Origin of the sequence: Blautia sp. OF03-13, from assembly GCF_003460685.1 — a bacterium.
Taxonomy (GTDB): domain Bacteria; phylum Bacillota; class Clostridia; order Lachnospirales; family Lachnospiraceae; genus Fusicatenibacter; species Fusicatenibacter saccharivorans.
The window spans coordinates 24303-50175 of the sequence record NZ_QTVR01000017.1 but is presented as its reverse complement, the minus strand read 5'-3'; the positions used below and the strand labels follow the sequence as shown (position 1 = coordinate 50175).

At 47.8% G+C, this 25873-nt stretch carries 22 protein-coding genes; 21 read left to right on the top strand and 1 reads right to left on the bottom strand.

The annotated features are described in order from the left end of the window. The first annotated feature begins 6 nt into the window (after positions 1-6). The 10 genes from DXA55_RS12790 (at position 7) to DXA55_RS12745 (ending at position 13273) form a co-directional block, all read left to right on the top strand. Positions 7-1623 carry an amidohydrolase gene (locus tag DXA55_RS12790; protein ID WP_117805124.1) on the top strand — a complete coding sequence of 539 codons (1617 nt, stop codon included), beginning with the start codon at positions 7-9 and terminating at the stop codon, positions 1621-1623. A gap of 261 nt (positions 1624-1884) precedes the next feature. Then, entirely contained in the window at positions 1885-2523 is a 639-nt protein-coding gene (locus tag DXA55_RS12785) for a metal-dependent hydrolase (RefSeq protein ID WP_070103710.1), read from the top strand. Positions 2524-2778: 255 nt separating this feature from the next. Next, positions 2779-4038, top strand: a complete 1260-nt coding sequence (locus DXA55_RS12780) for an AfsR/SARP family transcriptional regulator (RefSeq protein WP_055266837.1) — start codon at positions 2779-2781, stop codon at positions 4036-4038. After that, positions 4035-4385 carry a helix-turn-helix domain-containing protein gene (locus tag DXA55_RS12775; protein WP_055266839.1) on the top strand — a complete coding sequence of 117 codons (351 nt, stop codon included), beginning with the start codon at positions 4035-4037 and terminating at the stop codon, positions 4383-4385. The genes DXA55_RS12780 and DXA55_RS12775 overlap by 4 nt, the downstream gene beginning before the upstream one ends. A 167-nt stretch (positions 4386-4552) precedes the next feature. After that, positions 4553-6271, top strand: coding sequence for a phospho-sugar mutase (locus DXA55_RS12770; RefSeq protein ID WP_055225852.1), 1719 nt, complete (start codon positions 4553-4555; stop codon positions 6269-6271). Positions 6272-6379: 108 nt separating this feature from the next. Next, positions 6380-8569, top strand: coding sequence for an alpha-galactosidase (locus tag DXA55_RS12765; RefSeq protein ID WP_117761369.1), 2190 nt, complete (start codon positions 6380-6382; stop codon positions 8567-8569). A 12-nt stretch (positions 8570-8581) separates the two neighbouring features. Then, positions 8582-9583 carry a substrate-binding domain-containing protein gene (locus tag DXA55_RS12760; protein WP_055266843.1) on the top strand — a complete coding sequence of 334 codons (1002 nt, stop codon included), beginning with the start codon at positions 8582-8584 and terminating at the stop codon, positions 9581-9583. A gap of 305 nt (positions 9584-9888) precedes the next feature. Then, the gene (locus DXA55_RS12755) at positions 9889-10911 is read left to right on the top strand and encodes a glycoside hydrolase family 130 protein (RefSeq protein WP_117510535.1); all 1023 of its coding nucleotides are present in this window, start codon (positions 9889-9891) and stop codon (positions 10909-10911) included. 18 nt (positions 10912-10929) lie between these two features. Continuing rightward, positions 10930-12108 carry an AGE family epimerase/isomerase gene (locus DXA55_RS12750; protein WP_055221154.1) on the top strand — a complete coding sequence of 393 codons (1179 nt, stop codon included), beginning with the start codon at positions 10930-10932 and terminating at the stop codon, positions 12106-12108. After that, positions 12098-13273: a glycoside hydrolase family 130 protein gene (locus tag DXA55_RS12745; protein WP_022461807.1), complete on the top strand. Its 1176-nt coding sequence runs from the start codon at positions 12098-12100 to the stop codon at positions 13271-13273. The genes DXA55_RS12750 and DXA55_RS12745 overlap by 11 nt, the downstream gene beginning before the upstream one ends. A gap of 149 nt (positions 13274-13422) precedes the next feature. On the opposite strand, the gene DXA55_RS12740 is transcribed toward DXA55_RS12745, so the two are convergent. Beyond that, the gene (locus tag DXA55_RS12740) at positions 13423-15480 is read right to left on the bottom strand and encodes an ATP-binding protein (protein ID WP_117761368.1); all 2058 of its coding nucleotides are present in this window, start codon (positions 15478-15480) and stop codon (positions 13423-13425) included. 283 nt (positions 15481-15763) lie between these two features. Between DXA55_RS12740 and DXA55_RS12735 the strand changes: the two genes are divergently transcribed. The 11 genes from DXA55_RS12735 (at position 15764) to DXA55_RS12680 (ending at position 25614) form a co-directional block, all read left to right on the top strand. Beyond that, the gene (locus tag DXA55_RS12735) at positions 15764-16714 is read left to right on the top strand and encodes a 3'-5' exonuclease (protein ID WP_117761367.1); all 951 of its coding nucleotides are present in this window, start codon (positions 15764-15766) and stop codon (positions 16712-16714) included. 165 nt (positions 16715-16879) lie between these two features. Continuing rightward, complete coding sequence (locus tag DXA55_RS12730) at positions 16880-17254, top strand: GNAT family N-acetyltransferase (RefSeq protein ID WP_242998531.1); 375 nt, start codon at positions 16880-16882, stop codon at positions 17252-17254. A gap of 24 nt (positions 17255-17278) precedes the next feature. Next, positions 17279-17884 (top strand): thymidine kinase, encoded by a 606-nt coding sequence (locus DXA55_RS12725; RefSeq protein WP_117802704.1) that lies wholly within the window; start codon positions 17279-17281, stop codon positions 17882-17884. A gap of 330 nt (positions 17885-18214) precedes the next feature. After that, complete coding sequence (locus tag DXA55_RS12715; protein WP_117510547.1) at positions 18215-18793, top strand: histidine phosphatase family protein; 579 nt, start codon at positions 18215-18217, stop codon at positions 18791-18793. Continuing rightward, the gene (locus DXA55_RS12710; protein WP_117814376.1) at positions 18790-19284 is read left to right on the top strand and encodes an AAA family ATPase; all 495 of its coding nucleotides are present in this window, start codon (positions 18790-18792) and stop codon (positions 19282-19284) included. The genes DXA55_RS12715 and DXA55_RS12710 overlap by 4 nt, the downstream gene beginning before the upstream one ends. 27 nt (positions 19285-19311) lie before the next feature. After that, positions 19312-19752 (top strand): GNAT family N-acetyltransferase, encoded by a 441-nt coding sequence (locus tag DXA55_RS12705; protein ID WP_117814375.1) that lies wholly within the window; start codon positions 19312-19314, stop codon positions 19750-19752. Between the two features lie 25 nt (positions 19753-19777). Further along, positions 19778-20302: a GNAT family N-acetyltransferase gene (locus DXA55_RS12700; protein ID WP_055225836.1), complete on the top strand. Its 525-nt coding sequence runs from the start codon at positions 19778-19780 to the stop codon at positions 20300-20302. A 277-nt stretch (positions 20303-20579) separates the two neighbouring features. Continuing rightward, positions 20580-21068, top strand: a complete 489-nt coding sequence (locus DXA55_RS12695) for a hypothetical protein (protein WP_117510553.1) — start codon at positions 20580-20582, stop codon at positions 21066-21068. A 417-nt stretch (positions 21069-21485) separates the two neighbouring features. Beyond that, the gene (locus DXA55_RS12690) at positions 21486-23450 is read left to right on the top strand and encodes an ABC-F family ATP-binding cassette domain-containing protein (RefSeq protein ID WP_117814374.1); all 1965 of its coding nucleotides are present in this window, start codon (positions 21486-21488) and stop codon (positions 23448-23450) included. A gap of 460 nt (positions 23451-23910) precedes the next feature. Further along, the gene (locus DXA55_RS12685; protein WP_117814373.1) at positions 23911-24912 is read left to right on the top strand and encodes a calcium/sodium antiporter; all 1002 of its coding nucleotides are present in this window, start codon (positions 23911-23913) and stop codon (positions 24910-24912) included. Between the two features lie 12 nt (positions 24913-24924). Further along, positions 24925-25614, top strand: a complete 690-nt coding sequence (locus tag DXA55_RS12680; protein WP_055225810.1) for a TMEM165/GDT1 family protein — start codon at positions 24925-24927, stop codon at positions 25612-25614. The last annotated feature ends 259 nt before the right edge of the window (positions 25615-25873 follow it).

Sequence of the window (25873 nt, the reverse complement as noted above, 5' to 3'; positions counted from 1 at the left end):
AATGATATGAAAACAATTTACAAAAACGGAGCTGTCTACACCGGAAAACTGCCGCTTGTCGAAGCGTTTGCAGTAGAAGACGGCAAATTTGTTTTCGCCGGAAGCAGCGCAGAGGCAGATGCCCTTGCAGCAGCCGGCGACAAAGTTGTAGACCTCGGCGGAAAATTCGTCTGCAGCGGTTTTAACGACAGCCATATGCACCTTTTAAATTACGGAAGCTCCCTGCTGAAAGCGCAGCTTGCCGCACATACCGAAAGCCTGGAAGATATGCTCGCCTGCCTCGACACCTTCCAGAAAGAGCATCCGCGAAAAGACGGCGCATGGCTGATGGGCCGCGGCTGGAATCAGGATTACTTCACGGACGTGGACCGCATGCCGAACCGCTACGATCTTGACCGCGTATCAACTGAAGTTCCGATCTGCGCGACGAGAGCGTGCGGCCACTGCCTCGTAGTCAACAGCAAAGCACTGGAACTCCTCGGCGTCACCGCAGATACCCCGCAGCCGGAGGGCGGAGAGATCGGTATGGAAAACGGTGAGCCGGACGGAAGATTCTTCGACAATGCAATGGAACCGGTTTACGACAGCATTCCGGTGCCGAGCAAAGAGGAAATCAAAGATATGATCCGCAGCGCCTGCAAAGCCCTGAACAGCTACGGCGTCACCAGCAGCCAGAGTGATGATTACTGCGTTTACCGCGCCGTTCCGTGGCAGACCGTCAACGAAGCATACAAAGAACTCGAGGATTCCGGCGAGCTGACCGTCCGCGTTTACGAGCAGAGCAACTTTACCGATCTGGAATCCTTAAAAGGTTTCGTTGAGGCTGGAAATGTGACCGGCATCGGCACAGACCGCTTTAAAATCGGACCGCTGAAAATGCTCGGCGACGGCGCACTCGGTGCGAGAACAGCATTCCTCAGTCGCCCATACGCAGACGACCCGTCCACCTGCGGAATCCCGGTATTCACCCAGGAAACCATGGATGAGATGATCGGCTACGCCAATGCACACGGCATGCAGGCTGCAGTTCACACGATCGGTGATGCGTGCCTCGACCGCGTGTTAAGTGCCTATGAAAAAGCCCTTGCTGAAAACCCGAGAGAAGATCACCGCCACGGCATCGTGCACTGCCAGATCACAAGAGCCGATCAGCTTGAAAAAATCGCGAAAATGCATCTTCACGTTTACGCACAGAGCATCTTCCTCGATTACGATAACCATATCGTAGAGGAGCGCGTCGGCAAAGAGCTTGCGAGCACAAGCTACAGCTGGAAGACGCTGATGAATAACGGCGTCTCCGTCAGCAACGGAACTGACTGCCCGGTAGAGCTGCCGGATGCCCTCGCCTGCATGCAGTGCGCTGTCACAAGAACAACGCTGCGCGACCATGTCGGCCCGTACCTGCCGGATCAGAAATTCACCGTACAGGAAGCACTCGACAGTTACACGATCCGCAGTGCCGAGGCAAGTTTCGAGGAGAACGTGAAAGGCCAGATCGCAGAAGGCATGATGGCAGACTTCGTCGTACTGGGTCAGAATCCGTTTGAGGTGGATGAGAGCACGATCAAAGACATTCCGGTGTGCCGGACGTATCTTGCTGGTGAACTGGTATATGAAGCATAAAGATATAACTCAAATGAGCGATAAATGTCAAATGAAAATTCATACAATGAAGGGAAAAACGTGAAATAAGATAACCTGGAAATAGTATGGAATAAAGGCAGAAACAGAGGAGAACCTCCTGCGGCGATAAACGGTCGCAGGAGGTTCTTTTTTTGATCCTGATAGGACCATACGGTCGTAAAAGAATCGAACAAATGGTTGCATAAAAGGGCGGGAATGTGCTATGATAAAGGAAATTTTACGAAAGGAAAAAACAGACAAATGCTTGGAAGAACACATTTTTTTATTGGAACAGCAGCGGCACTTGCTGTTTTACAGCCGCAGACGGTTCCCGCGCTTGTGGCCGGTGCCGGGGCTGCCGCGATCGGCGGTTTGATCAGTGACATTGATGTCGGCACTTCACAGGCGCACCGCGATGCCGATAAGATTATTACGGCAACAGTTGCAGTTGCGGTGCTCACAATTCTTGCGGAGTATAAACTGAATCTTGGAATTTACCGCCGCCTCACAAGCGACAGCAGCGTGCTGCGTCTCCTCACCGGAACGGCAGCATTTTTGCTGATCTGCGCCTATGGGAAACAGCAGCCGCACCGCTCCTTCATGCATTCATTTGCGGCGCTGGCATTGCTGACGGCGTGCGTGGACATCATCTACCCGGATGCGTCCGCTTATTTTGCCGTGGGCTTTCTGTCCCATCTGGTGCTCGATTTTTTCAACCGGAAACCGGAAAAGCTGTTCTGGCCCTGGAAGAAGGGATTCTGCCTCGGATTCTGCTCAGCACGGGGACTTGTGAACCGCGCACTGCTCGGGTGCGGCATGGTATCTCTTGCTGTAGTACTGGTGCTCTCGGCGCCTGCAGGGCGGCTGATGGCTAAAATCATGCGGGCAATTTACGGATGAGATGGGATTGACAAAAAGATAACAAGACAAAAGAAGAAAAAGCAGGAATTTTTCGGTGTTAAAGTTAATATTTTATACATTTTATAGTAGGATTTTTGATTAAAATGATGTAAAATAGAAAACAGAAATCCGGCGTCCGTAATTGTTTTTGAAATGAACGAACAGGGAACCGCCGGCCCGTTACCGCAGCCGATTGCGGAGCGCAGCGCAACCGACCACAGAGATTAGAGCACAACAGGCAATACAGGAGTTAGTATGAACGAAGAAATGAAAAACCAAACAGAACAGTTACCGCTTTTAAAAGTACACATGATGGGAAGTTTTTTCCTGGAGTACGGCGACCAGCCGATTTCCTTCCGGAAAACAATGGCAACAAAATCGATGAGACTTCTGCAGATTTTCCTCTATAACAAGGACAATGGAATTTCCAGAGGAAGACTGTTGGAGAGCACATACGGAAGAGAAGATGTGGCGGACGCGGCAAACAGCCTGCGTGTCGGCGTACATCGCCTGAAAAGAAGCCTTGTCGAGGCAGGACTTCCGCAGTTTGAGTACATTTATACACAGAAAGGCGTTTACCACTGGACCAGCCCGATGCCGGTCGAGGTAGATGCGATTGATATCAAAAATAAGATCCTGGAAGCAGGAAAAGAGACGGACGAGAAAGCGCGCATGGATCAGATGATCGAAGCACTGGAGCTGTACACCGGAGAGTTCCTTGCAGATTTCGGCGAGGAAGAGTGGGTACAGGCGGAGCGCGCGCAGCTGAAAAAAGTATATTCCGATGCACTGAAAGAAGTAAGTGAGTATCTTCTGAAAAACGAGGAGTTCGATGAGCTGCAGAAACTGACTTCTGTTGCTTCCGAACTGTATCCGTTCGACGAGTGGCAGGCAGTCCAGATGCAGGCGCTGATCGGCCTGGAGAGATACAAAGAGGCCATGAAACTGTACGAGCAGACCTCGAAACATTACTTTGAAGAGCTTGGCGTTACACCGAGCGAGAAACTGGTGGAGCAGTACCGCTATCTGGGAAGCCGCATGGGCAGCAGACACCGCGTGATCGAAGAGGTACAGGCAGATCTTCAGGAGAGCCCGGGAGAAAAGGGCGGAGCATTCTTCTGTTCCCTCGCCGGATTCCGTGACTGCTACCGACTTGTTTACCGTATGTCCGAGCTGAACGGACAGATGCCGTGGCTGATGCTGTGCACCATTACAGACGGAAAAGGTTACCCGGCAAAAGGCGGTCCGCGCCTTGACCGTATGTCCGAAAAGCTGCTTGAGGTAATGAAACGCAGCCTGCGTCATTCCGATTTCTTTGCAAAATACAGCCCGTCCCAGTATGTGATTCTGCTGCAGGGCGGCAGCCAGAGAGGATGCGAACTCGTCTACAAGAGAATCAGCGAGCGCTTCTCCGAGGAGAAAAAAGGCTGGGCAAAGAATCTGAAATACAGTGCACTGCCGGCAATTCAGACCGAAAAAGAGCTTGAGTTCTTAGAAGGAGACGATGTTTTATGATTCGCGTACAGCTGCCTGGAAGATTCCGCATGTACGATGAAACACGCTGCCTCAACGAGGAAGCGATTCATTCCCCGATGATCACAAAGCTGCTGGTTTATATGATCTGCAACAAAAACCATATCGTAACACTGGAACAGTTAACCGAAGCACTCTGGACGGATGAGAAGAGTGAAAATCCGTACGGAGCACTGAAAAATATGATGTACCGTCTGCGCGGAACGCTGCGGAAGGTATGGCCGGTTAAGAGAGGATCATGCCTGCTATATGAAGGCTGTCATGGAACTGACGAAAAGCCTGGAGCACCGCAGACCGCAAAGGAAAAGTACAGGTTCTCAGTGATCTAAAAGAGCTTTATCAGGAACCAAGAGAATTAGAAAAAATAAATTAATTTTTAAGTTGACAGCAGACTAAACAAATAGTAACTTTAAGCTGTGATGAAACGAGCTTAAATCCAGAAAAAGTCTGCTGTCTTAAGTTAAATAAAGTACAACAGACAGGGAGGATAACAAACATGAGTTACAGAGAAGTATATGAAAAATGGTGCAATGATCCATATTTTGATGAGGCATCCAGAGAAGAGCTGAAAGCACTCGAAGGAAATGAGGCAGAAATCGAAGACCGTTTCTACCGTCAGCTTGAGTTCGGTACCGGCGGACTCCGCGGTGTCATCGGAGCGGGTACCAACCGCATGAACATCTACACCGTACGCCAGGCAACCCAGGGCCTTGCCAACTACATTATTTCCCAGAACGGACAGGAAAAAGGCGTAGCCATCGCACACGATTCCAGAAGAATGTCTCCGGAATTCGCACGCGAAGCAGCACTCTGCCTGAATGCAAACGGAATCAAAACGTATCTGTTCGAGTCCCTGCGTCCGACACCGGAGCTTTCTTTTGCTGTCCGTGAATTCGGCTGTATTTCCGGTATCGTCATTACCGCAAGCCACAACCCGAGAGAGTACAACGGATACAAAGTATACTGGGAGGACGGCGCACAGATTACACCGCCGCACGACAAAAACATTCTCGCAGAGGTAGCAAAAGTAACCGAGTTTTCTGCCGTTAAAACGATGGAAGAAGATGATGCAAGAGCAGAAGGCCTGTTCCAGGTCATCGGAACCGATTTTGATGACCGTTACGTTGCAAAATTAAAAGAGCAGAGCATTCATCCGGAAATCATCAAAGATGCGGCAAAAGATATGAAGATCGTCTACACACCGCTTCACGGAACCGGAAATGTGCCGGTACGCCGCGTTCTGCGCGAGCTTGGCTTTAATCAGGTTTACGTTGTAAAAGAGCAGAAAGTGCCGGACGGAAACTTCCCGACGGTGGCTTACCCGAACCCGGAAGACGAGAAAGCATGGACACTGGCGCTGAAACTGGCAAAAGAAGTAGACGCTGACATCATCCTTGCAACCGACCCTGATGCAGATCGTCTCGGCGTTTATGCAAAAGACAGCAAGACCGGCGAGTACGTAAGCTTCACCGGAAACATGTCCGGTATGCTGATCGCAGAGTATATTCTGCGTGAGCGCACCAAGAACGGAACCATGCCGGAGAACCCGGCACTCGTTGAGACGATTGTTACGACCGATATGGCAAAAGCAATCGCAAAAGCTTATAACGTGGCACTGATCGAGGTTCTGACCGGATTCAAATACATCGGCGAGCAGATCAAATTTTTTGAGCAGAGCGGTGCACACAATTATGTATTTGGTCTGGAAGAGAGCTATGGCTGCCTGGCCGGAACATATGCAAGAGATAAAGATGCCTGCGTGGCAGTTATGATGCTCTGCGAGGTTGCTGCATACTACAAACAGCAGGGCAAAACACTGTGGGATGCCATGGTGGATATGTACGAGGAGTACGGCTACTACAAAGAGGGTCTTGCAACGATGACCTTAAAAGGTATCGACGGTGCAAAAGAGATCCAGACCATGATGACCAACTTCCGTGAGAACCCGCCAAAAGAGCTGGGCGGTTTCCAGGTTCTTGCCGTACGCGATTACAAAGCAGATGTACGCCAGGATCTCGTAAGCGGAGAGAAGAGCGCGACCGGACTTCCGTCCTCCAACGTTCTTTACTATGAGCTGGAAAACAACGCATGGTGCTGTGTGCGCCCATCCGGTACTGAGCCGAAGATCAAATTCTATTTCGGCGTAAAAGGCACATCCCTTGAAGATGCAGCCGAGAAACTGGAAAAATTAAAAAATGCAATGGTAACTGCTTAAACGCTGTGTGATATAGAAACAAAAAAAAGGCCTCAGCCCGGCGGGTGAGGTCTTTTTGTACAAAAATCGGCCCGGCGGATCAAGCTTACCTGAAATAAGGAGAAGAAAATGGCGATTTTATATTATGATGAGAAAAAGCTTTTTCAGTTAAATACAGAGAATACGACGTATGTGATCGGCCTGAGCCCGGAAGGCTACGTCGGACATGTTTACTATGGACCCCTTCTGCACGGAGAGCCGGATCTGTATCCGCTCCGCATGGATGAGCCGCCGTTCACCCCGTCCGTCAATAAGAGAGAGAAATCTTCGTTCCTCGACCGTTTTCCAATGGAATACCCGACCGGAGGAGTCGGCGATTACCGTGAGAGCTGTCTGAATATAAGAAATGCACAGGGCCGTATGGGATGTGAGATTTTCTTTGATTCCTATGAAATTTTCAAAGGAAAACGCCCGCTGACCGGTCTTCCAGCTTCTTTTGGAACCGAGGACGAAGTAGAAACTCTGGAAATCACCTGCAAAGATCCTGTTCTTGATCTTGTTGTTGTCCTTTCCTACTCTGTTTTTACAAAAGAAAACGTTATCACCCGAAGTGTCCGCGTGAAAAATGAAGGCAGTGAAGCGCTGAAGGTAGAGAAAATCTACAGTGCCTGCCTCGATATGGACAACGAAGACTTTGAGATGCTTTCTCTTCATGGATCCTGGGGAAGAGAACGCCACATCCAGCAGGGTGCGCTCCGTTACGGAAAACAGCTCGTTTCCTCCGGAAAAGGAGAGTCCAGCCATCAGGAGCACCCGTTTGTGGCCCTGGTGACACCGGGAACGGATCAGGAGCGCGGCGAGGTTTACGCAATGCACTTCGTATATTCCGGCAACTTTATCGGACAGGTGGAAAGATGCCAGTTTGATACCGTTCGTATGGTCATGGGTATCAACCAGGAGGAGTTCTGCTGGAATTTAAAAGCCGGCGATGAATTCCAGGCGCCGGAGGTTGTTATGGTCTACTCTGCCGAGGGACTTGGCAAAATGACGCGTTCCTACCATGCATTTTATCGCAGACATATGATCCGCAGCCCGTACAACCACAAAAAACGCCCGATTCTGATTAACAACTGGGAAGCAACTTACTTTGATTTTGATACCGATAAACTCCTCGATATCGCAAGAGAGGCAAAAAAAGACGGCATCGAGATGCTTGTTATGGATGACGGCTGGTTCGGAAAACGAAATAAAGACGATTCTTCCCTCGGTGACTGGGTTGTCAACGAAGAGAAGATCAAAGGCGGCCTGAAAAATCTGGTTGACAAAGTGAATGAAATCGGTCTTGAATTCGGTATCTGGTTCGAGCCGGAGATGATCTCCCCGGACTCTGATCTCTACAGAGAGCACCCGGAATGGGCGATTCAGATTCCGGGAAGAGAAGCGACTGAGATCCGCTGCCAGTACGTGCTGGATCTCTCCCGCCCGGAAGTGCAGGATTATGCGTATGAATGTGTGGCAAAAATCCTGCGCAGTGCAAACATCAAATACGTGAAATGGGATATGAACCGTCAGTTAAGCGACCTGGGAAGCACCTACCTGGACAAAGATTCCCAGCAGGAGCTGTTCCACCGCTACGTGCTCGGTATGTATGCGATGCAGGAGCGTCTGATACAGGAGTTCCCGGATCTGCTTCTGGAGAACTGCTCCGGCGGCGGTGCACGTTTCGATCCTGGAATGCTTTACTACAGTCCGCAGATCTGGTGCTCCGACGACACCGATGCGATTGAGCGTCTGGAAATCCAGGAGGGAACAGCCCTCATTTACCCGCTCTGCTCAATGGGTGCACACGTCAGCGTATGCCCGAACCACACGGTTGGCCGTGTAACTCCGTTTACAACGAGAGGCCATGTGGCACTGGCCGGAACGTTCGGCTATGAGCTTGATATCACAAAACTGCCGGAAGAAGAGAGAAAGCTGATTCCGGAGCAGACCGCAATGTATCACAAATATCATGAACTGATCCGCGAGGGAGAGTATTACCGTATTCTTTCCAGCCGTGAAAACCACAGATCCGACTGCTGGGCAGTAGCATCGGAGGATAAAAGCGAAGTGCTTGTGACCTACGTACAGGTGCTGGCACAGGCAAATATGCCGTCCCGCAAGGTTCGCCTGCGCGGCTTTGATCCGGCGAAAAAATATCGTCTGGAGGGAACCGATGAGGTTTACAGCGGCGAGATGCTGATGAATGCCGGTTTCCGGATGAAAGATTTCTGGGGTGATTTCGTCAGCAGACTGTATCACTTTGTTGCAGTAGACTAAGGAGCAACGGATATGGCAAAAGTAAGATTGGCAGATATTGCAAAGGTGGCGGGCGTCAGCGCCGTCACCGTGCATAACGCGATTACAGGACAGAAAGGGGTCAGCGATGAGATGCGCGCCCGGATTCTGGAAATTGCAAAGGAAATGGGGTACCGCCAGCCGGGAAGCGGAGCGAGAAATACACAGGGAAAAAGCCTGCGCTGCATCGGAGTGGTGATTCCGGAACGGTATCTGGCAGAGTATACGACATTTTACTGGAAAATGTATCAGGAGATGGCACTGGCGGCGACGGAAAAGAGCTGTATGGTGACCGTGGAGATCCTGAAACAGGAGATGGAAGATGAGATGATCGTGCCGTGCATCGCCAAGGAGCAGACCGTCGATGCACTGATCCTTATGGGAGACACGAGCCGCGATTACATCCACTATCTGAAGAAAAACGTGGATCTTCCGATCGTATTTCTGGATTTCTACGACAATGAGCTGGCAAAAGATGCCGTGATCGCAGATAACTTTCACGGAATGTATCTGATGACGGAATACCTGTATGAGCATGGCCTTACCAAGCTGGCTTTTGTCGGTTCGATTCATTTTTCCAGCAGTATCATGGATCGGTACTGCGGTTTTTCTAAGGCTGTTCTGGAACACCGCGATGTGACACCGGCGGAATGGATTCTGGAGGACCGTGATGAGCGGGGCCAGATCGAAATTCATCTCCCGGAACAGATGCCGGAAGCGTTCGTCTGCAACTGCGACCTGACCGCCGGCCTTCTGATGCTCGAGCTGGAAAAACGCGGCATCTCCGTGCCGGAGGACGTTTCCGTTGTCGGCTTCGATAATTACCTGTATCCGGGTTTCCCGGATCTCAAGATCACTTCGTATGAGATCAATACGAAGGCGATGGTAAAAGTAGCGCTCGAAAAAGCGCTGAAGCAGATCCGCGGCGCGGCATCCGGCAAAAATATGGAAATTGTCTCCGGACAGCTGGTGCCGAAAGAGAGCGTAAAGCTTTGATTTTTATAACTGAATTATAAATTAAGAAACGGGGCATTTTGAAATGCCCCGTTTTTGTACATATTACACAACAAAGTCACTTAAAAATTGACAGTATCTAACGGAACTTATTTTTTAAGTAATTTCCAGTTGAAAAATTAATCATCTATGTTAAAATTAAGCTAAAGGACTGGGCGTGAGGGTGATAAAACACGGCGGTTCGGAGAAAAAAGAATGAAAAAACAAGATTCTGTCCACTAACAGAAACTTAAAAAAACAAAGTACAACTCATAAACAAACAATATTTTTCATGGAGGTTTCAAAAAATGAGCGAAGTTAAAATTATTGGAGATGCTGTCAAAAATATGCCATGGCAGGAAGGCCCGGCTGAGTTTTCCGGTGCACCGGTATGGAGATACAGCGAGAATCCGATCATCGGAAGAAATCCGGTGAAGGAAGTAGCAAGAATCTTCAACAGCGCCGTTATGCCGTACGGCGACGAGTTCATCGGAGTATTCCGTGGTGAGCAGACAAACGGAATCCCGTACATCTACCTTGGAAGAAGCAAAGATGCGATCCACTGGAATTTCGATGAGAACAAAATCCAGTTCGTTGACGAAGAAGGCAAACCGTTCATGCCGGTTTACGCATATGACCCGCGTCTTGTAAAAGTAGAAGATACCTACTACATCATCTGGTGCCAGGACTTCTACGGTGCAGCCATCGGAATGGCAAAAACAAAAGATTTTGAAACCTTCGTACGTGTGGAGAATCCATTCCTTCCATTCAACAGAAATGCCGTTCTCTTCCCGAGAAAAATCAACGGCAACTTCGTGATGCTGTCCCGTCCAAGCGACAGCGGCCACACACCGTTCGGTGACATCTTCCTGTCCGAGAGCCCGGATATGCTGTACTGGGGCAAACACCGCCACGTCATGAGCAAGAGCCCGGAGTGGTGGGAGTCCTTAAAGATCGGCGGCGGCGCAGCTCCGATTGAGACCAACGAAGGATGGCTGCTGTTCTACCACGGTGTAAGCGGCACCTGCAATGGCTATGTATACAGCATCGGCGGCGCAATCCTCGACAAAGAGAATCCGTCCATCGTAAAATACCGCTGCCAGAACTTCCTTCTGACACCGGAAGAGTGGTATGAGGAGAGAGGCTTCGTTCCGAACGTAACCTTCCCGTGCGCAACCATTCACGATGCAGAGACCGGAAAGATCGCGATCTACTACGGCGCAGCCGATACGTATGTAGGACTGGCATTCACAACCGTAGATCTGATTGTAGATTATATCAAGAAAAACAGTGTCGTACGCGAGTCTGACACCGAAATTGGAAGAAGATAAGAAAGAAGGAAAGAAAAGATGCAGTCTTTGGCAAAGGAAGTAAAGCAGGAGCTTACTGGACGGATCGTTCCGTTCTGGGAGGGCTTAAGAGATGAGGAATACGGCGGATTTTACGGCTATCAGGACTTTGATCTGAACGTGCAGAAAACGTATGAGAAGGGCTGCATCTTAAACAGCAGAATTCTCTGGTTTTTCTCGAATGCGTACCTGACCTTAAAGGACGAGAAGCTGCGCGCCGATGCGGAGCATGCGTACCGCTTTATGAAACAGGCGTGTGTGGACCGCGAGTACGGTGGCGTGTTCTGGTCTGTCACCTACGACGGAAAACCGCTCGATACGACAAAGCATACGTACAATCAGGCATTTGCAATTTATGCGCTGTCTACGTATTTTGATGCGACGGGCGACACCGAGGCGCTGGAGCTGGCAAAATCGCTGCAGCAGATCATCGAGACACACTGCACCGACGAGTACGGTTATCTCGAGGCATTTACCCGCGATTTCAAGCCGGAGAGCAATGAAAAGCTCTCGGAGAACGGCGTCATGGCAGAGAAGACCATGAATACGCTGCTGCATGTTTTCGAAGCATATACCGAGCTGTACCGCGTGACAAAGGATCCGTTTACCGGTGACCGTCTCCGCTTTATGATGGATCTCTTCGCGGATAAAGTATATAACAAAGAAAAAGGCCGTCAGGAAGTATTCTTCGACCGGACATGGAATACGCTGATTGATCTGTATTCTTATGGCCATGATATCGAGACTTCCTGGCTGATCGACCGGGGTACAGAAGTGCTCGGCGATCCGGCTTACCGGGAAAAACTGCTGCCGATCACCGGAGAGATTGCGGAAAATATCTACAACACGGCATACAAAAATCATTCGCTGATGAATGAGTGCGAGCGCGGTGTGGATGATACCACAAGAGTCTGGTGGGTACAGGCAGAAGCAGTCGTTGGATTTTTAAATGCATGGCAGAAAAAACCGGAGGAAACAAAGTATCTCGATGCGGCAAAAGACATCTGGGGCTACATCAAGGAATATGTGATCGACAAACGAGAGGGGTCTGAGTGGTTCTGGTGCGTGAATGCAGACGGAAGCCCGATTCATGAGCCGATTGTAGAACCGTGGAAATGCCCGTATCACAATGGACGTATGTGTATGGAAGTAATTGGGAGGTTAAAAGATGCTGAATAAACAGTATTATGTGGAAAAAGCCAAGGTAGACCGCCTTGTGGCAAGAAAGAACACAAAAGCAGATTTTTACAACGGTATTTATGACCGCTATGAGTATCCGGTGCTGACAAGAGAGTTCGCTCCGGTTCACTGGAGATATGATCTGGATGAGGAGACGAATCCGTACTTTATGGAGCGTCTCGGCATCAACGCTGTGATGAACTCCGGCGCGATTTATCTGAATGGAAAGTATTATCTCGTTGTCCGCGTGGAGGGCAATGACAGAAAATCTTTCTTTGCTGTTGCAGAGAGTGATACTGGTATCGACGGATTCCATTTCTGGGATTACCCGGTTGTGCTGCCGGATACCTGCGCAGAGGAAACCAACGTTTATGACATGCGTCTGACCCAGCACGAGGACGGCTGGATTTACGGAGTGTTCTGCTCTGAGAGCAAGGACAAAAACGATCCGGATCTGTCCGCGGCTGTTGCTGAGGCTGGTATCGTAAGAACGAAAGACCTGAAGACCTGGGAGCGTCTGGACAACCTGAAAACCTTACGTTCTCCGCAGCAGAGAAACGTTGTTCTGCATCCGGAGTTCGTAGACGGAAAATATGCCTTCTACACCCGTCCGATGGATGGTTTCATTGAGACCGGAAGCGGCGGAGGAATCGGCTTCGGACTCTGCGATGATATCACACACGCTGTCATCGACGAGGAGAAGATCATCAGCAAACGTATTTATCATACCCTGACCGAGTCCAAAAACGGTGCTGGAGCAGTGCCGATCCGAGGTAAGAAATGCTGGATCAACATTGCACACGGTGTAAGAAATACAGCAGCAGGCCTTCGCTACGTTCTGTATGTCTTCGGTACCGATCTGAACGATCCGTCCAAAGTCATTGCAGAGCCGTCCGGTGTATTCCTGGTTCCGCTTGGAAAAGAGAGAGTCGGAGACGTTTCCAACGTTGTATTTACAAACGGCGCGATTGCGCGTGAGAACGGAGAGGTTTACATCTACTATGCATCCTGCGATACAAGAATGCATGTAGCAACTACCACAATCGACAAACTCGAGGACTATCTGTTCAACACACCGCAGGATCCGCACAGATCCCCGGACTGCGTAAAACAGAGATGCGAGCTGATCTCCAAAAACCTGGAGCTGCTGAAAAACGAGAAATAAAAGCGTCCGCTGCGGCGCATGAAAAAAGGAGCTGTTCTCTTTACGGAAACGCTCCTTTTTTCATGCATATTATTTGTTTTTGGGTTTCTGATCGTCGATGGAAGTTAAAATTCCATAGAAGAAGCGCGGTGCATCGGGATCTGTAAAGGTCATGAAAACCTGGAAAGTGTTTCGAGAAGAACCGAAACGTCAACGGGTTTCGCGATATGGGCGTTCATGCCGGATTCCAGTGCTTTTCGGCGGTCCTCTTCAAACGCGTTTGCCGTCATGGCGACAATCGGGATTTCCCCGCGTTTTCCCGGGAGTGCACGGATCGCTTCTGCGGCCTGATAGCCGTTCATGTTCGGCATCTGAATATCCATCAGAATAACATTGTAATAATCTTCTGGTGCGTTCTGGACTGCTTTTAAGCAGAGGGCGCCGTCTTTTACGTGCTCGGCGTGAATGCCGTTTTCTTCCAGAACGGTGAGTACAATTTCTGCATTCAGGTCATTATCCTCGGCAAGCAGCACGCGTTTTTCGGAAAGCGTCTGCAGGGACTGCTCGAGAATCTCGTCTTTATGCTGGTGAGCCGCAAGCTGTTCTTCGGTCGGAAGTCCAAACGTGAGGCAGACCGTAGTTATTGTTCCGGCACCGAGTTCGCTTTCCACATCGATCGTTCCGCCCATCAGATTCACGAGGGATTTGACGATCGGAAGGCCGAGGCCGGTTCCGGTGATGTGGCTTTCGGTGGAGGAATGTTCTCTTGTAAATTCTTCAAAAATATGCGGCAGATACTCTTTGCTCATGCCGATGCCGTTGTCCTTCACGGTGATGCGGTAGGAGGCAAAGCCCTTCCTTGGTGCCGGTGTCTCTTCGATTTTTACGGAAATTTTTCCGCCCTCCGGCGTATACTTGATGGAGTTGCTGATGATATTCAGCAGAATCTCCCGTATTTTTGTCCGGTCGCAGAGGATGGCATCGTGTTCCACCGTGTTGTAACAGAGATAGGAAAGATTTTTGCTTTTTAACGAAGGCTCAAACACTGCATTCAGGGAATTGATCAGCTCGCTGTAGCTGCCGAGCTCGATTTTCAGCGAGGCCTTACCGCTCTCAATGCGCGCCATCTCAAGCACGTAGTTGATCAGGGAGAGCAGAAAACTGCTGGAGGACTTGATTTTTGCAATGTAGTCGACCGCGCGGTCCTTCTCGTCGATGTGCTTTTCCAGCAGATCCGAGAAACCGATGATGGCATTCATCGGGGTTCGGATGTCGTGGCTCATGTTGAACAGAAAACGTGTTTTTGCTTCGTTGGCAGACTGTGCTTCCTGTACGGCTTTTTCCAGTTCTGCTGCGTGAATCTCGTCTTTATAGCGGCGCATCTGGAACTGCAGAAAACCAATAGAGGCAAGCAGGGAAAGGATGAGTCCGAGTGCAAAGGAAACAAAAACCTGCAGCGGACTGAGCCAGCCGTTTTTCGGTACAATTTCAAAATGCCAGGTGTCGTTCGGCACGGTGCAGAGAACTTCGATGGCATCGGAACGCCGGGAATTGCCGGAGTGTGCGATGGAAACGTGTTCGCCGGTGGCCGGAGAAATTTTCCAGAGTTCGTAGGTGTAGCCGGCTTCTTCCAGTGTATCCAGTTCAATTTCGTTCAGAAACGATTCCCAGTCGAGAACGAGAATCGAAAAGCCCCAGAAGGTCTGGTCACCGTTGGCATCGGTGGTATAAATCGGGTCAAAGAGCAGTGCTCCGATGTCGCCCTGCTGCAGCTCAAACGGTCCTGCAATCGTGTATTCGCCGCTCTCTTTGGCAAGGCGTGCCTCCTGTTTCCGGGCAGGATGCTCGAGCATGTTAAGTCCGAGTGCGGCTTCGTTTCCGCTCATCGGATAAATCAGTGTGACAATGCCGTCCTTTGCAAGCTCATGTGCTTTGATGACATTCTGGTCGTCCTGCATCAGCGAGGAGAGGACGGAAAACTCTTCGTCATTGACGGTATAACCGGCTTCAATCATGTGTTTCATCAGATTGGATTCGGCAAGATAATGGTTTAACTGCGATTTCACGCGGCCGATGGTCGTCTGTGCGGTATAGTCAGCTTTCAGCTTTGCTTCCTTTAACTGATTCTGATACAGAAAAACGGCGCAGAGCTCGACAAGAAAAAATGTAATAAAAAACAGCAGAAGCGCCTGAAATCGAATCTGTTTTTGCGTTAATTTTGTTTTCATATCGGATGCTCATCTAAATTCGTAATATTTCCGGCTTTTTCAGGTGATTTTTTTGAGTAAAAACGAAGGCCGGAGTTAAAAATATTATATCGGATTTACCCTGGGATTTCAATAAAAGAAGCGTTAAGTTTGAAAGAGAACGGGATGAAATGAATGGGAAATGTAATGCATAAGAAGAAAATTGCCAGAATGGGCGGAGAATGGAATTGCCAGATAGTTGCTCATTATATCAAAATCATTTATAATAGGGACAGACGACACAGAATGAAGGATTGACAATACAATGGACTATGTGATTTTTGACCTGGAATGGAACCAGTGTCCCTATGGAAAAGGAAAAGAGAACCCGAAGCTGCCATTTGAGATTATTGAGATCGGCGCGGTGAAGATGGATGGTGAGCGGAATGTGCTGGGAACGTTTCACCGGATTGTAAAACCGGTGGTCTACCAGCATCTCCATCACCGGACGCGCGAGGTCGTCGGACTGACAGAAGAGGATCTGCAGAACGGAATCCCATTTGCGCAGGCCGTGCAGGAATTTTTTGCATTCTCCGGCGGTGCGTGCATGTTCGGCACCTGGGGACCGGGAGACCTGACGGAGCTCCAGCGGAACATGAAATTTTATAACCTCCTGTCGCTGATCCGCGGGCCGATTCATTTTTACGATGTACAGAAACTGTTCGCGATCCAGTACGAAACGATGAAGAGCCGCCGGGCGCTCGAGTACGCCGCCGACTTCCTCCATCTCCCGAAGGACGAGCATTTTCATCAGGCGCTTTCGGATGCAAAATATACGGCCGACATTTTTGCGCGCATCGATATGGATGTTGTGCTGGCGTACGACTCGATCGACGTATATCAGAACCCGAAATCGAAAAAAGAGGAGATCCACGCCGTCTATAATGGCTACACGAAATTCATCTCCCGCGAATTCGACACAAAAGAAGAAGCCATGCACGACCGCGAGGTCTGCAGCACGCACTGCTGCATCTGCGGGAAAACGGCAAGAAAACGCTTACGCTGGTTTTCGGCCGGCGGGAAAAACTACTACTGCGTAGCCTGGTGCCCGGAGCACGGATATTTGAAAGGCAAAGCCCGCATGAAACATTCGGATGAAGGAAAACTCTTCGTCGTGAAAACCATCCGCATCAGCAGCGAACAGGAGGCGGGGGAAATCCGGCAGAAGAAAGAGAACCTGCGGAAGAAGAGGAATCAGAAGAGGAAAGAAATGTAAGAAAGGCAGAGGAAATGGAAACGGGATAAAAGGTTTCATTTCTTCTGCCTTTTTAATTGGAAAACAGAGCGGGATCGGTTATAATAAAAATTGAAGAAACTATCGATAAAAGCAGGTTTGTCGGTAGTTTTCTGTTATAGAAAAGAAATGGGGGCAGAGCCGGAGATGATGCATGTGGAAGCGGTGGATCGGGAAGGGCTGCGAAGAAGAGTAAAAGATCCCTTCTATCAGAATACAACATCCATTCTTGCTATGGAGAATGATCAGGTTCTTGGGCGAATTGAGTATCATTTTTACGGATGTATGCAGGACGGTTATCGGATGGCGTATGTGGATTGGGTTTATGTGCTGCCGGAAGCCAGACATAAAGGCGTTGCGCAGGGGCTGTTTCAGGAGATGGAAAAAGACTGCAGGAAACATGGGATTAACCAATATTATCTGATTCGGGCGACAAATCCAAATGCAGATAAATTTTATCACAGCTTTGAAAACGCAGAGCTTGATGAGGAGCCGTTTTTACGGAAAGAACTGAAAGAATAAGAAAAGACAAAAGGACGAAAAACAATGGCAAAATTATATTTCCGCTACGGCGCGATGGGCAGTTCGAAATCTGCTAATATTTTGATGGTTCGCTATAATTATGAGGAGCGCGGGCAGTATGCTGTCCTGTTGAAGCCGCGGACGGACAACCGCGACGGAGAACATGAAATCAAGTCCCGCATCGGGCTGGAGGCACCGGCGGAATATGTGGATGAATTTTTAAAAGAAATTTCAGAGACCTGGAGTACAGACAGCGGGGAATACCGGTATCACGGAAAGAAAGTGGATGCGGTTCTGATCGACGAGGCGCAGTTTCTTTCTCCGGAGGAAGTTGATACGCTTTCGGACATCGTGGATTTTTATGGGATTCCGGTTCTCTGCTACGGTCTGCGTGCGGACTTCCAGACACATCTGTTTCCGGGTTCGAGAAGATTGATGGAAATCGCTGACATCATCGAGGAAGTCCCAACGGTCTGCTGGTGCGGAAGACGGGCGCAGTGCAATACGAGATACGCAGACGGAAAAATCGTTCGGGAAGGCGCGCAGATTTTCCTTGGATCGAACGAGAGTTATGTGGCGCTTTGCAGGAAACATTATAAAGAAGGAAAGCTGTGGAAGGAAGATGAGTAAGATAACAATATATGAAGTACAGGAGAGAATGCCGCGGATGGAAACGCTGGTGGAACTGTGGGAAGCTTCCGTCCGTGCGACACATCATTTTCATCGTTAATAGGAGCTTCTTTTGCAACAACATCCATTCGTATCAGTTTATCAAGAATATCCACAAGAGCAGGTCCGCTGGAAACATTTGATTGCTGCAATATAATCTTTTCTGGGATAATACTCCGTTTTGCACCATGCTTTTTATCGCTGGGGAACATCAGAAAAAGGATATGGAAAAAAGCCGATGGAGATGTTTTTGATTAAAAAACTTTAGGAATAACAGCAGGGGAGAGTGAAATGAAAAAAATATTTTTAATGAGGCATTCCATCCCGGAAAAAGGGGATATGCCGAATGAGCAGATTCCTCTATCGGAAGAGGGAAAAGCGCTTGCTGTATCAAAAAGAAATATATTTTCAAATGTGGACAGATGCTTTTCTTCACCTTATCGGAGAGCAATGGAAACGGCTGAATTCATCGCAGATCACCCGGTCATTGTGAAGGAGCTGCATGAAAGAACGATCGGGGATGCCAGGGAGGATTTCTGGCTGAAACAGTATGAAGATCACGATTTTCGCAATCCGGGCGGGGAATCGTTAAATCAAGTGAAGGTGCGGATGAAAACCGCGATCGATTCTATCGTCGGACAGATGGAAGAAGGAGAAACAGCACTCGTGGTTTCTCATGCGACGGCGATCTGTGCATATTTGCTTTCTTACTGTGAAATTGAAGTGAAAGATGCGGAAAACAAAGTAAGAAAAATATCCTTCCATGGAAAAGAAATCCTGAATGGCAGATTTCAGCCGGCAGATGGATTTGAAATCCTTTTTGAAAACGATATTTTTTCGGATATTCGTGTTATGGGGAGAGAAAAATGAAAACATTATATTTGATCGGCGGAACGATGGGCGTTGGCAAAACGACAGTAAGCCAGCAACTGAAAAAAGAGCTGACGAACAGCGTTTTTCTTGACGGAGACTGGTGCTGGGATGCCGATCCGTTTCAGGTGACGGATGAGACGAAAGCGATGGTGATGGACAACATCTGTTATCTGCTGAATAACTTTCTGCACTGCAGCGCTTATGAAAACGTTATTTTCTGCTGGGTGATGCATGAGCAGAGTATTGTTGATGAAATCGTCAGTAAGCTGGACACGGAAGAATGCAGAGTGATTAAAATTTCGCTGATTGTGGATGAAGCAAATTTGCGGAAGCGGTTATTATCCGACATCGCAAATAAGATTCGTACGGAAGAGATTATGGACAAAAGCATTGCACGAATTCAGATGTATCAGGTACTTGATACGGTAAAAATTGATACGAGTAATAAGAGTGTCTGTGAAATTACAGAGGAAATTGCAGCACTTTAAGATCAAAAAACAAGGAGCCAAACCAAAATGACCGAACGAATCATAGACAATGAACTCCGGCTGATCCCATATTACAGGAATGACGAGGCCTCTCTTCCGTGGTATCAGGATCTGGACGTGTGTAAGCAGGTGGACAACCGGGAGGAGCCGTATGATGTGGAGCTGTTGCATCGGATGTATGATTATCTTACCGCGCACGGTGACTGCTATTATATAGAATATAAGGGCGTGCTGGTGGGAGATGTTTCGCTGAGAGAGAATAGTGAAATCGCTGTCGTTGTCTGTAAAGAATACCAGAATCAGCATATCGGAAGACGGTGCGTTCTGGAGATGCTGAAGCTTGCAAGAGAAAAGGGAATGGAGCGGGTAAAAGCCAATATTTATTCTTTTAATGGACAAAGCCAGCGCATGTTCCAGTCGGTCGGATTTGAGAAAACGGCGGAGGAATGGTATGAGTCTAAGCTGTAAGTGATTGCAGAGAAAGAGAGAAGAAATGAACATAAAATACAATCAGCTGTGCATTAGAAATGCCGAAAAGAAAGATTGTGAACAATTAGCCGTCTGGTGGAACGATGGAACCGTCATGGCCCACGCCGGATTTCCAAACGGGCTTGGGACAAGCGCAGCGGAAATTGAAAAACAGATTGCCGACGACAGCGATGAAACAAGACGAAGACTCATCATAGAATACAACGATGTGCGAATCGGCGAAATGAGTTTCTATGTATTCGAAAATCATCGATATGAAATCGGAATCAAAATCTGCGAATCCGATTACCAGGAAAAAGGCATTGGAAGAGTTGTACTGAGCATGCTCATAGAAGAATTGTTCCGCATGGGAGCCAACGTTATTTTTCTTGATACCAACCTCAAAAACACAAGAGCACAGCATGTCTACGAAAAACTCGGCTTCCGCAAAACCGCAGTCCATTACAATTCCTGGAAAAATCAGCTGGGGGAAATGGAATCTTCTGTCGACTATGAGCTGACGGCGGATGAGTTTTGCAATCTGAAATAGAAATTGTAAAATAAATGAGGGACGAGTGTAAAGAAAGTTCGATGGGAGAAAGAAGTATGGTATCTTTGACATTGTCTAAAAAAGAAATGGGTTTTCACTGGGTAAGGTTTATGCCTGACAGGACTTGCTCGTTTCTTTTTTTGCTTTATAAACGATTATGATTTATCCATTGCGGCAGTGTTAATGTAAAAACAGCAAGTCCTCTTGACAATGTGATTAGCCTGAACTAACATGAAGCTATAAGAAACATAAACGGTAGTCTGAGGAGGAATGTGAGATGCTGTTGTTGCAAAACATATTATACTGTCTTCTGTTTATTCTGATGGTAAAGTGTCTGGTAAGAAATGATGGAATGAACTGTGTTTATTTTTACCCAAAGGAATATATAGAAGAAGCCGATAAACGTGGACTGATCGACAAAGATGCGGTCATGAAAAAAGGAAAGCAGGTTATGATTCCATTTTGCATCATTTTGTTCGTGGTGCTGATCGCGATCATTTTTGTCTGGAATAAAGTCACCGATTTCAAGACGGCATATCTCCAATCCTACCTCTTCCTTGTGGTGATGAACTGGTTCGACGGAATTATGCTTGACCGGGTGTGGGTTGGACACAGTAAAATATGGGAGATCAAAGGAATGGAAGGGATTCCGTACATAAAACCATGGAAAACCGTGCTGACAAAACGAGGCCTGGCGACGATTCTGTATCTGATCATTGCACTTGTGACAGCTGGGATTGTAGTGCTGGTTGGGAAAATCTGTTAAGAGACAGCATTGAAAAAAAGAGAAGAATATTATATACTACTCATGAGTAGTATTTTTGCGTAAGGGACTTTCGGAATATATAGGAAGTTAAATATCTCTGTTACTGGAGCAAATCAGTAAAACAGAGATATTTTTATGCCGCAGGCGTACCAAATTTGATTCGAAAAATTTTTGGCATTGAGAACGAAGGGCGGAGACGGTATAATGGAAGCAGAATTTTAACATCAGTAGACAAGAAGTCCCCCGCTTCTAAAGCGGTGGGATGAATTGTTAAAAGAAACATAACAGCAGTGGCGGGCGGAGAGAAATCGGTATCCTCCACTGACATGAGGTAAGTCACAGTCGAACTATTTTCGACATGTCAGACTCCGTGAAAATACCGACTGTGAGGTTCACACAACAGAAAAGGTATAAAACATGAGATATCAGATCAGAAATGCAAAAGTACAGTTTGGCGCGGATACGATTTTAAACAGTGTGAATTTCGAAATTCACGATACAGAAAAAATTGCAATTGTCGGTAGAAACGGCTGTGGAAAAACGACGCTGCTGCGGCTGATTGCTGGGGATATTGAGATGAGTAATCTGGACAGCGACGAGACCTGCGGGATTACAATGAGCGGAAAACAGAACATCGGTTTTCTGCGCCAGATTAATTTTACCGATGGAGATGTGCCGGTAAAAGAGGAGCTGGAGAAGGCTTTCTCAGAAGTCTTTGCGTGCGAGGCACGAAAAAAGGAAATCGAAAAGCTGCTCGCCGAGACGGAAGATCACAAAAAGCTGCTGGCGGAGTACGATTTTCTGGAGCGGAGAATCGAGAGTCTGCACGGGTACAGCTGGAAAAAAGATATGGAAACGATGTTCCAGAAATTTGGTTTTGCGCTCGAAGATCTGGAAAAACCGATCGGTGAATTTTCGGGCGGACAGCAGACAAAAATTGCCCTAATTCAGCTCCTCTTACAGCGCCCGGACATCCTGCTTCTGGACGAGCCGACCAACCACCTCGACATCGCTGCAGTGGAGTGGTTGGAAAATTATCTGAAAAGCTACGAAAATGCCGTTATCATTGTATCACATGACCGCATGTTTCTGGACCGCGTGATTGATGTGACGTATGAAATCGAATACGGTGACATCAAACGGTATCCGGGAAATTATTCGGCATTTGTGAAACAAAAAGAAGAAGCACAGATCAAACAGGAAAAAGACTATGAAGCGCAGCAGAAGGAAATCGAGCGTCTGACGGCGTGGATTGAAAAATGGAAAAATACACCGACAAAAGTTGCGGCCACCCGTTCGAAACGAATGGCGATCGAGCACATGGTAAAAATTGAGAAACCGCGGCGGTTTGACACGAGGACATTCCACGCCTTATTCCATCCGGTACGCGAAAGCTATACGGATGTGCTCACGATGAAGAAACTGAAAATCGGATACGATACCGTCCTGAGCGAGGTTTCGGCCGTCATCAAAAAAGCAGAACGGATTGTGATCATCGGAGAAAACGGAAAAGGAAAATCGACGCTTCTGAAAACCGTTGTGGGCGAAATCAATCCACTGGGCGGAAGTTATCAATTTGGAAACCGCGTGGATTTTGCCTACTTCGATCAGCACAAAGCAGTCAACCAGAAATTCGACCCGGAGCAGACGGTGCTCGACTATTTCTGGAGTCTTTATCCGAACCTGCTTCGCAACGATGTCCGAAGCGCACTGGGAGCCTTTCTGTTTTCCGGTGAGGATGTCGAAAAGAAAATGGGGCAGCTCTCCGGCGGTGAAAAAGTGCGGCTGGAGCTCTGCCGGATTTTCCATACGAAACCGAATTTCCTGATCCTGGACGAGCCGACGAATCACATGGATCTGGCGGGAAAAGAAGCGCTGGAAAAAATGCTGACCAGCTACGAGGGAACCGTTTTGTTCGTATCGCACGACCGTTATTTCATCAACCAGGTGGCAACCGGTATTCTGGAGTTCGGCGAGAGCGACGTACAATTTTACGAAATGAATTATGCACAGTATCTCGAAGAAATCAAACGGCAGACGCCGGGCAGAGAAACGGGAAATGCGGGAGGAGCTGTACGAAAACCGGCCGACGTTCCGACGCTGGATGATGTGTTTGACAAAAAGAAATATTATAACCCGGGAAAAATTCTGTCCCGCTTAAAACGGCAGCTCGAAAAATACGAGGAGCAGCTTGCGGAGAGTGAGAGCAGAATGTCAGAACTTCAACTGGAAATGATGGACCCGGAACTTTCCGCAGATTACGAACGGCTGATGGAGCTTCAGACGAAAATAGACGAAGAAAATCAGACACAGGAATCCCTGCTGGAACGCATGATGGAAACGGAACTGGAACTCGAAGAGATGGAAACACAGGACGAATAGAGAGGTGAGTACCATAGAAAAGATAGATCAGTCTAAAAATGGACTATCATGAAAATGAAGTTTTTCTCGTTTTAGGATATTCGGTTTGTTATATTTTGTAAAGTATTCTGCACCCATGACTGGTATGCATTCGTAAGCGGGGCTGAAATCTTTCGGATAAAAAAGTCAAATTTTGTTGACAACCCCGAAGACATTTGATAGTATTTATCAAGTAATGTAATATTCCATGAGGGAGTAGTTAGCACGAATGTGTGATTTGTCAACATTCTGATTATAAGAAAAGAGTATAATCTGGCAAATCTTAAATAATGAGACTCATGTATATCGATGAATCACCGGTGTATCGCATATCGGATGTTCCTTGATATACATGAGTCTTTTTTTGCGGATAATGAGTAAAACCTGCTTCTGTTAACGATACTATTTTGGAATATATGCTTGGAAAACAAAGGAGGAAAACATGGAAAATTTCATCAACAACGCCCCGTTTGCTCTTGTGCTTGTCTGTCTCGTCATCGGTTTTGTCCTGCTGATCAAAGGTGCGGACTTTTTCGTAGAAGGAAGCTCAAGCGCAGCAAAGAGACTGCACGTTCCGTCGATCATCATCGGACTGACCATTGTTGCCATGGGAACATCACTTCCGGAGACCGCGGTCAGTGTATCGGCTTCACTTACCGGCAACAACGAGCTTGCCGTCAGTAATGTCATCGGTTCCAATATCTTTAACCTGATGGTTGTCATCGGTGTCTGTGCCGTACTGACTACTGTAGAAGTTGCAAAGGAAACCATCAAAAGAGACATCCCGCTGTCCCTGATCTGCGCCGGACTTTTAATGGTTTTGGGAATCAGCGGACTCGGCGATAAATCCGGTATGATGCTCGGTCACCTGGACGGCGTGATCTTAATTGGATTCTTTGCAGGTTACATTGTCTACATGGTTCAGATTGCATTAAAGGCAAACCGAGAAGGAAAAAAAGTTGAAATTGAAGGCGGTTTGGACGAGGATATTAAGCTGCTTTCCGTTCCGAAGAGTATCGTGTTCATCGTCGGCGGAGCAGTCGCCATTGCAGTCGGCGGAGATGTGACCGTAGATGCCGCAGCGAGAATCGCGGGCGATCTCGGAATGAGCCAGACTCTGATCGGACTGACCATTGTTTCCATCGGAACTTCCCTTCCGGAACTCGTAACTTCTATCGTTGCTGCCAGAAAGAATGAAGTTGATATGGCACTTGGCAACGCGATCGGTTCCAATATCTTCAACATTCTTATGGTACTTGGCATTGCATCCGCAATCAGCCCGATGGCCATTATTACGGAAAATATAATTGATTTGTGTGTATTGATCGTATTCACGGTATGTGTATGGATTTTTGCAGGAACCAAAAAGAAAATCGGAAGAGTTGAAGGTTTCTGTATGGTCGCATTTTATGCCGCATATGCCATTTATATCATTATAAGATAAGGGGAATGGAAAATGGTGTTATTTCTAAAGGTGTTTCTTACCGAGTTCATCGCAGAGATGGGCGATAAGACGCAGCTCATGCTGATTGCGCTTACTTCGAAGTACAAGCTGAAAGACATTATCCTGGGAACCGCAGCCGCGATTCTGGTACTGAATGGAATGGCGGTTCTCGCAGGCGGCCTCGTCAGCGAATTCATTCCGGACTGGCTGATTAAGACGATTGCAGCACTCGCATTTCTTTACTTCGCAGCATCCACCATTTCCGGTGATGATGACGAGGAAGAGGAAGAAGGCGGCAAATCCAAAATTCGGTTCGCACCGCTCGCCGTTTTCTGTACGTTCTTCGTAGCAGAGCTCGGAGACAAAACACAGCTTACCGCAATCACCTTTGGTGCAAATGAAGGTATGGGATCCGCATTCGTTGTATGGATCGGATGTTCTCTCGGACTGTTCGCAGCGGATATTCTCGGAATGCTGGTCGGCTATCTCTTAAAGAGCAAGACACCGGATGGGCTGCTGAATACACTGGCGTTTGTCATCTTTTCAATTTTCGGTGTATACACACTTTACCAGGGACTGAAACTGATCAGCGCAAGCGTCTGTCCACTGCCGGTATGGCCGGTACTGATCGCTGCAACGGCTGTTTTTGTTGTTGCATGTGTCTGTCTTTTTGTGAAAAGAGAGAAGAAAAAAGCAAAATAAAAACTGCGCACCGCATACTCATGATTTTGATGAGAAATGCGGCGCGTATTTTTTATGCGGCAAAATGAAAGTTTACCATTGAAGCATTTATAGGGTATAATATTTTGTAACTATTCAGAGTCCCATCTCGCCATATGAAATTCCAGAAAAATAGCTCATTCATGTAAACATGATTCGCGATTTTTCTTCCATTTCGCATGGCTCTGAATAGTTACAATATTTTCAAATCATTATTTACGAGGATGAAGGATAATAACAT

Excerpts from the sequence above, each read along its gene's own strand:
- DXA55_RS12780 (WP_055266837.1), top strand. The coding sequence starts at position 2,779 with ATGAACGAAGAAATGAAAAACCAAACAGAACAGTTACCGCTTTTAAAA.
- DXA55_RS12785 (WP_070103710.1), top strand. The coding sequence starts at position 1,885 with ATGCTTGGAAGAACACATTTTTTTATTGGAACAGCAGCGGCACTTGCT.
- DXA55_RS12710 (WP_117814376.1), top strand. The coding sequence starts at position 18,790 with ATGAAAACATTATATTTGATCGGCGGAACGATGGGCGTTGGCAAAACG.
- DXA55_RS12760 (WP_055266843.1), top strand. The coding sequence starts at position 8,582 with ATGGCAAAAGTAAGATTGGCAGATATTGCAAAGGTGGCGGGCGTCAGC.
- DXA55_RS12750 (WP_055221154.1), top strand. The coding sequence starts at position 10,930 with ATGCAGTCTTTGGCAAAGGAAGTAAAGCAGGAGCTTACTGGACGGATC.
- DXA55_RS12790 (WP_117805124.1), top strand. The coding sequence starts at position 7 with ATGAAAACAATTTACAAAAACGGAGCTGTCTACACCGGAAAACTGCCG.
- DXA55_RS12700 (WP_055225836.1), top strand. The coding sequence starts at position 19,778 with ATGAACATAAAATACAATCAGCTGTGCATTAGAAATGCCGAAAAGAAA.
- DXA55_RS12745 (WP_022461807.1), top strand. The coding sequence starts at position 12,098 with ATGCTGAATAAACAGTATTATGTGGAAAAAGCCAAGGTAGACCGCCTT.
- DXA55_RS12770 (WP_055225852.1), top strand. The coding sequence starts at position 4,553 with ATGAGTTACAGAGAAGTATATGAAAAATGGTGCAATGATCCATATTTT.
- DXA55_RS12755 (WP_117510535.1), top strand. The coding sequence starts at position 9,889 with ATGAGCGAAGTTAAAATTATTGGAGATGCTGTCAAAAATATGCCATGG.
- DXA55_RS12730 (WP_242998531.1), top strand. The coding sequence starts at position 16,880 with ATGATGCATGTGGAAGCGGTGGATCGGGAAGGGCTGCGAAGAAGAGTA.
- DXA55_RS12705 (WP_117814375.1), top strand. The coding sequence starts at position 19,312 with ATGACCGAACGAATCATAGACAATGAACTCCGGCTGATCCCATATTAC.
- DXA55_RS12775 (WP_055266839.1), top strand. The coding sequence starts at position 4,035 with ATGATTCGCGTACAGCTGCCTGGAAGATTCCGCATGTACGATGAAACA.
- DXA55_RS12735 (WP_117761367.1), top strand. The coding sequence starts at position 15,764 with ATGGACTATGTGATTTTTGACCTGGAATGGAACCAGTGTCCCTATGGA.
- DXA55_RS12690 (WP_117814374.1), top strand. The coding sequence starts at position 21,486 with ATGAGATATCAGATCAGAAATGCAAAAGTACAGTTTGGCGCGGATACG.
- DXA55_RS12715 (WP_117510547.1), top strand. The coding sequence starts at position 18,215 with ATGAAAAAAATATTTTTAATGAGGCATTCCATCCCGGAAAAAGGGGAT.
- DXA55_RS12725 (WP_117802704.1), top strand. The coding sequence starts at position 17,279 with ATGGCAAAATTATATTTCCGCTACGGCGCGATGGGCAGTTCGAAATCT.
- DXA55_RS12685 (WP_117814373.1), top strand. The coding sequence starts at position 23,911 with ATGGAAAATTTCATCAACAACGCCCCGTTTGCTCTTGTGCTTGTCTGT.
- DXA55_RS12680 (WP_055225810.1), top strand. The coding sequence starts at position 24,925 with ATGGTGTTATTTCTAAAGGTGTTTCTTACCGAGTTCATCGCAGAGATG.
- DXA55_RS12695 (WP_117510553.1), top strand. The coding sequence starts at position 20,580 with ATGCTGTTGTTGCAAAACATATTATACTGTCTTCTGTTTATTCTGATG.
- DXA55_RS12765 (WP_117761369.1), top strand. The coding sequence starts at position 6,380 with ATGGCGATTTTATATTATGATGAGAAAAAGCTTTTTCAGTTAAATACA.
- DXA55_RS12740 (WP_117761368.1), bottom strand. The coding sequence starts at position 15,480 with ATGAAAACAAAATTAACGCAAAAACAGATTCGATTTCAGGCGCTTCTG.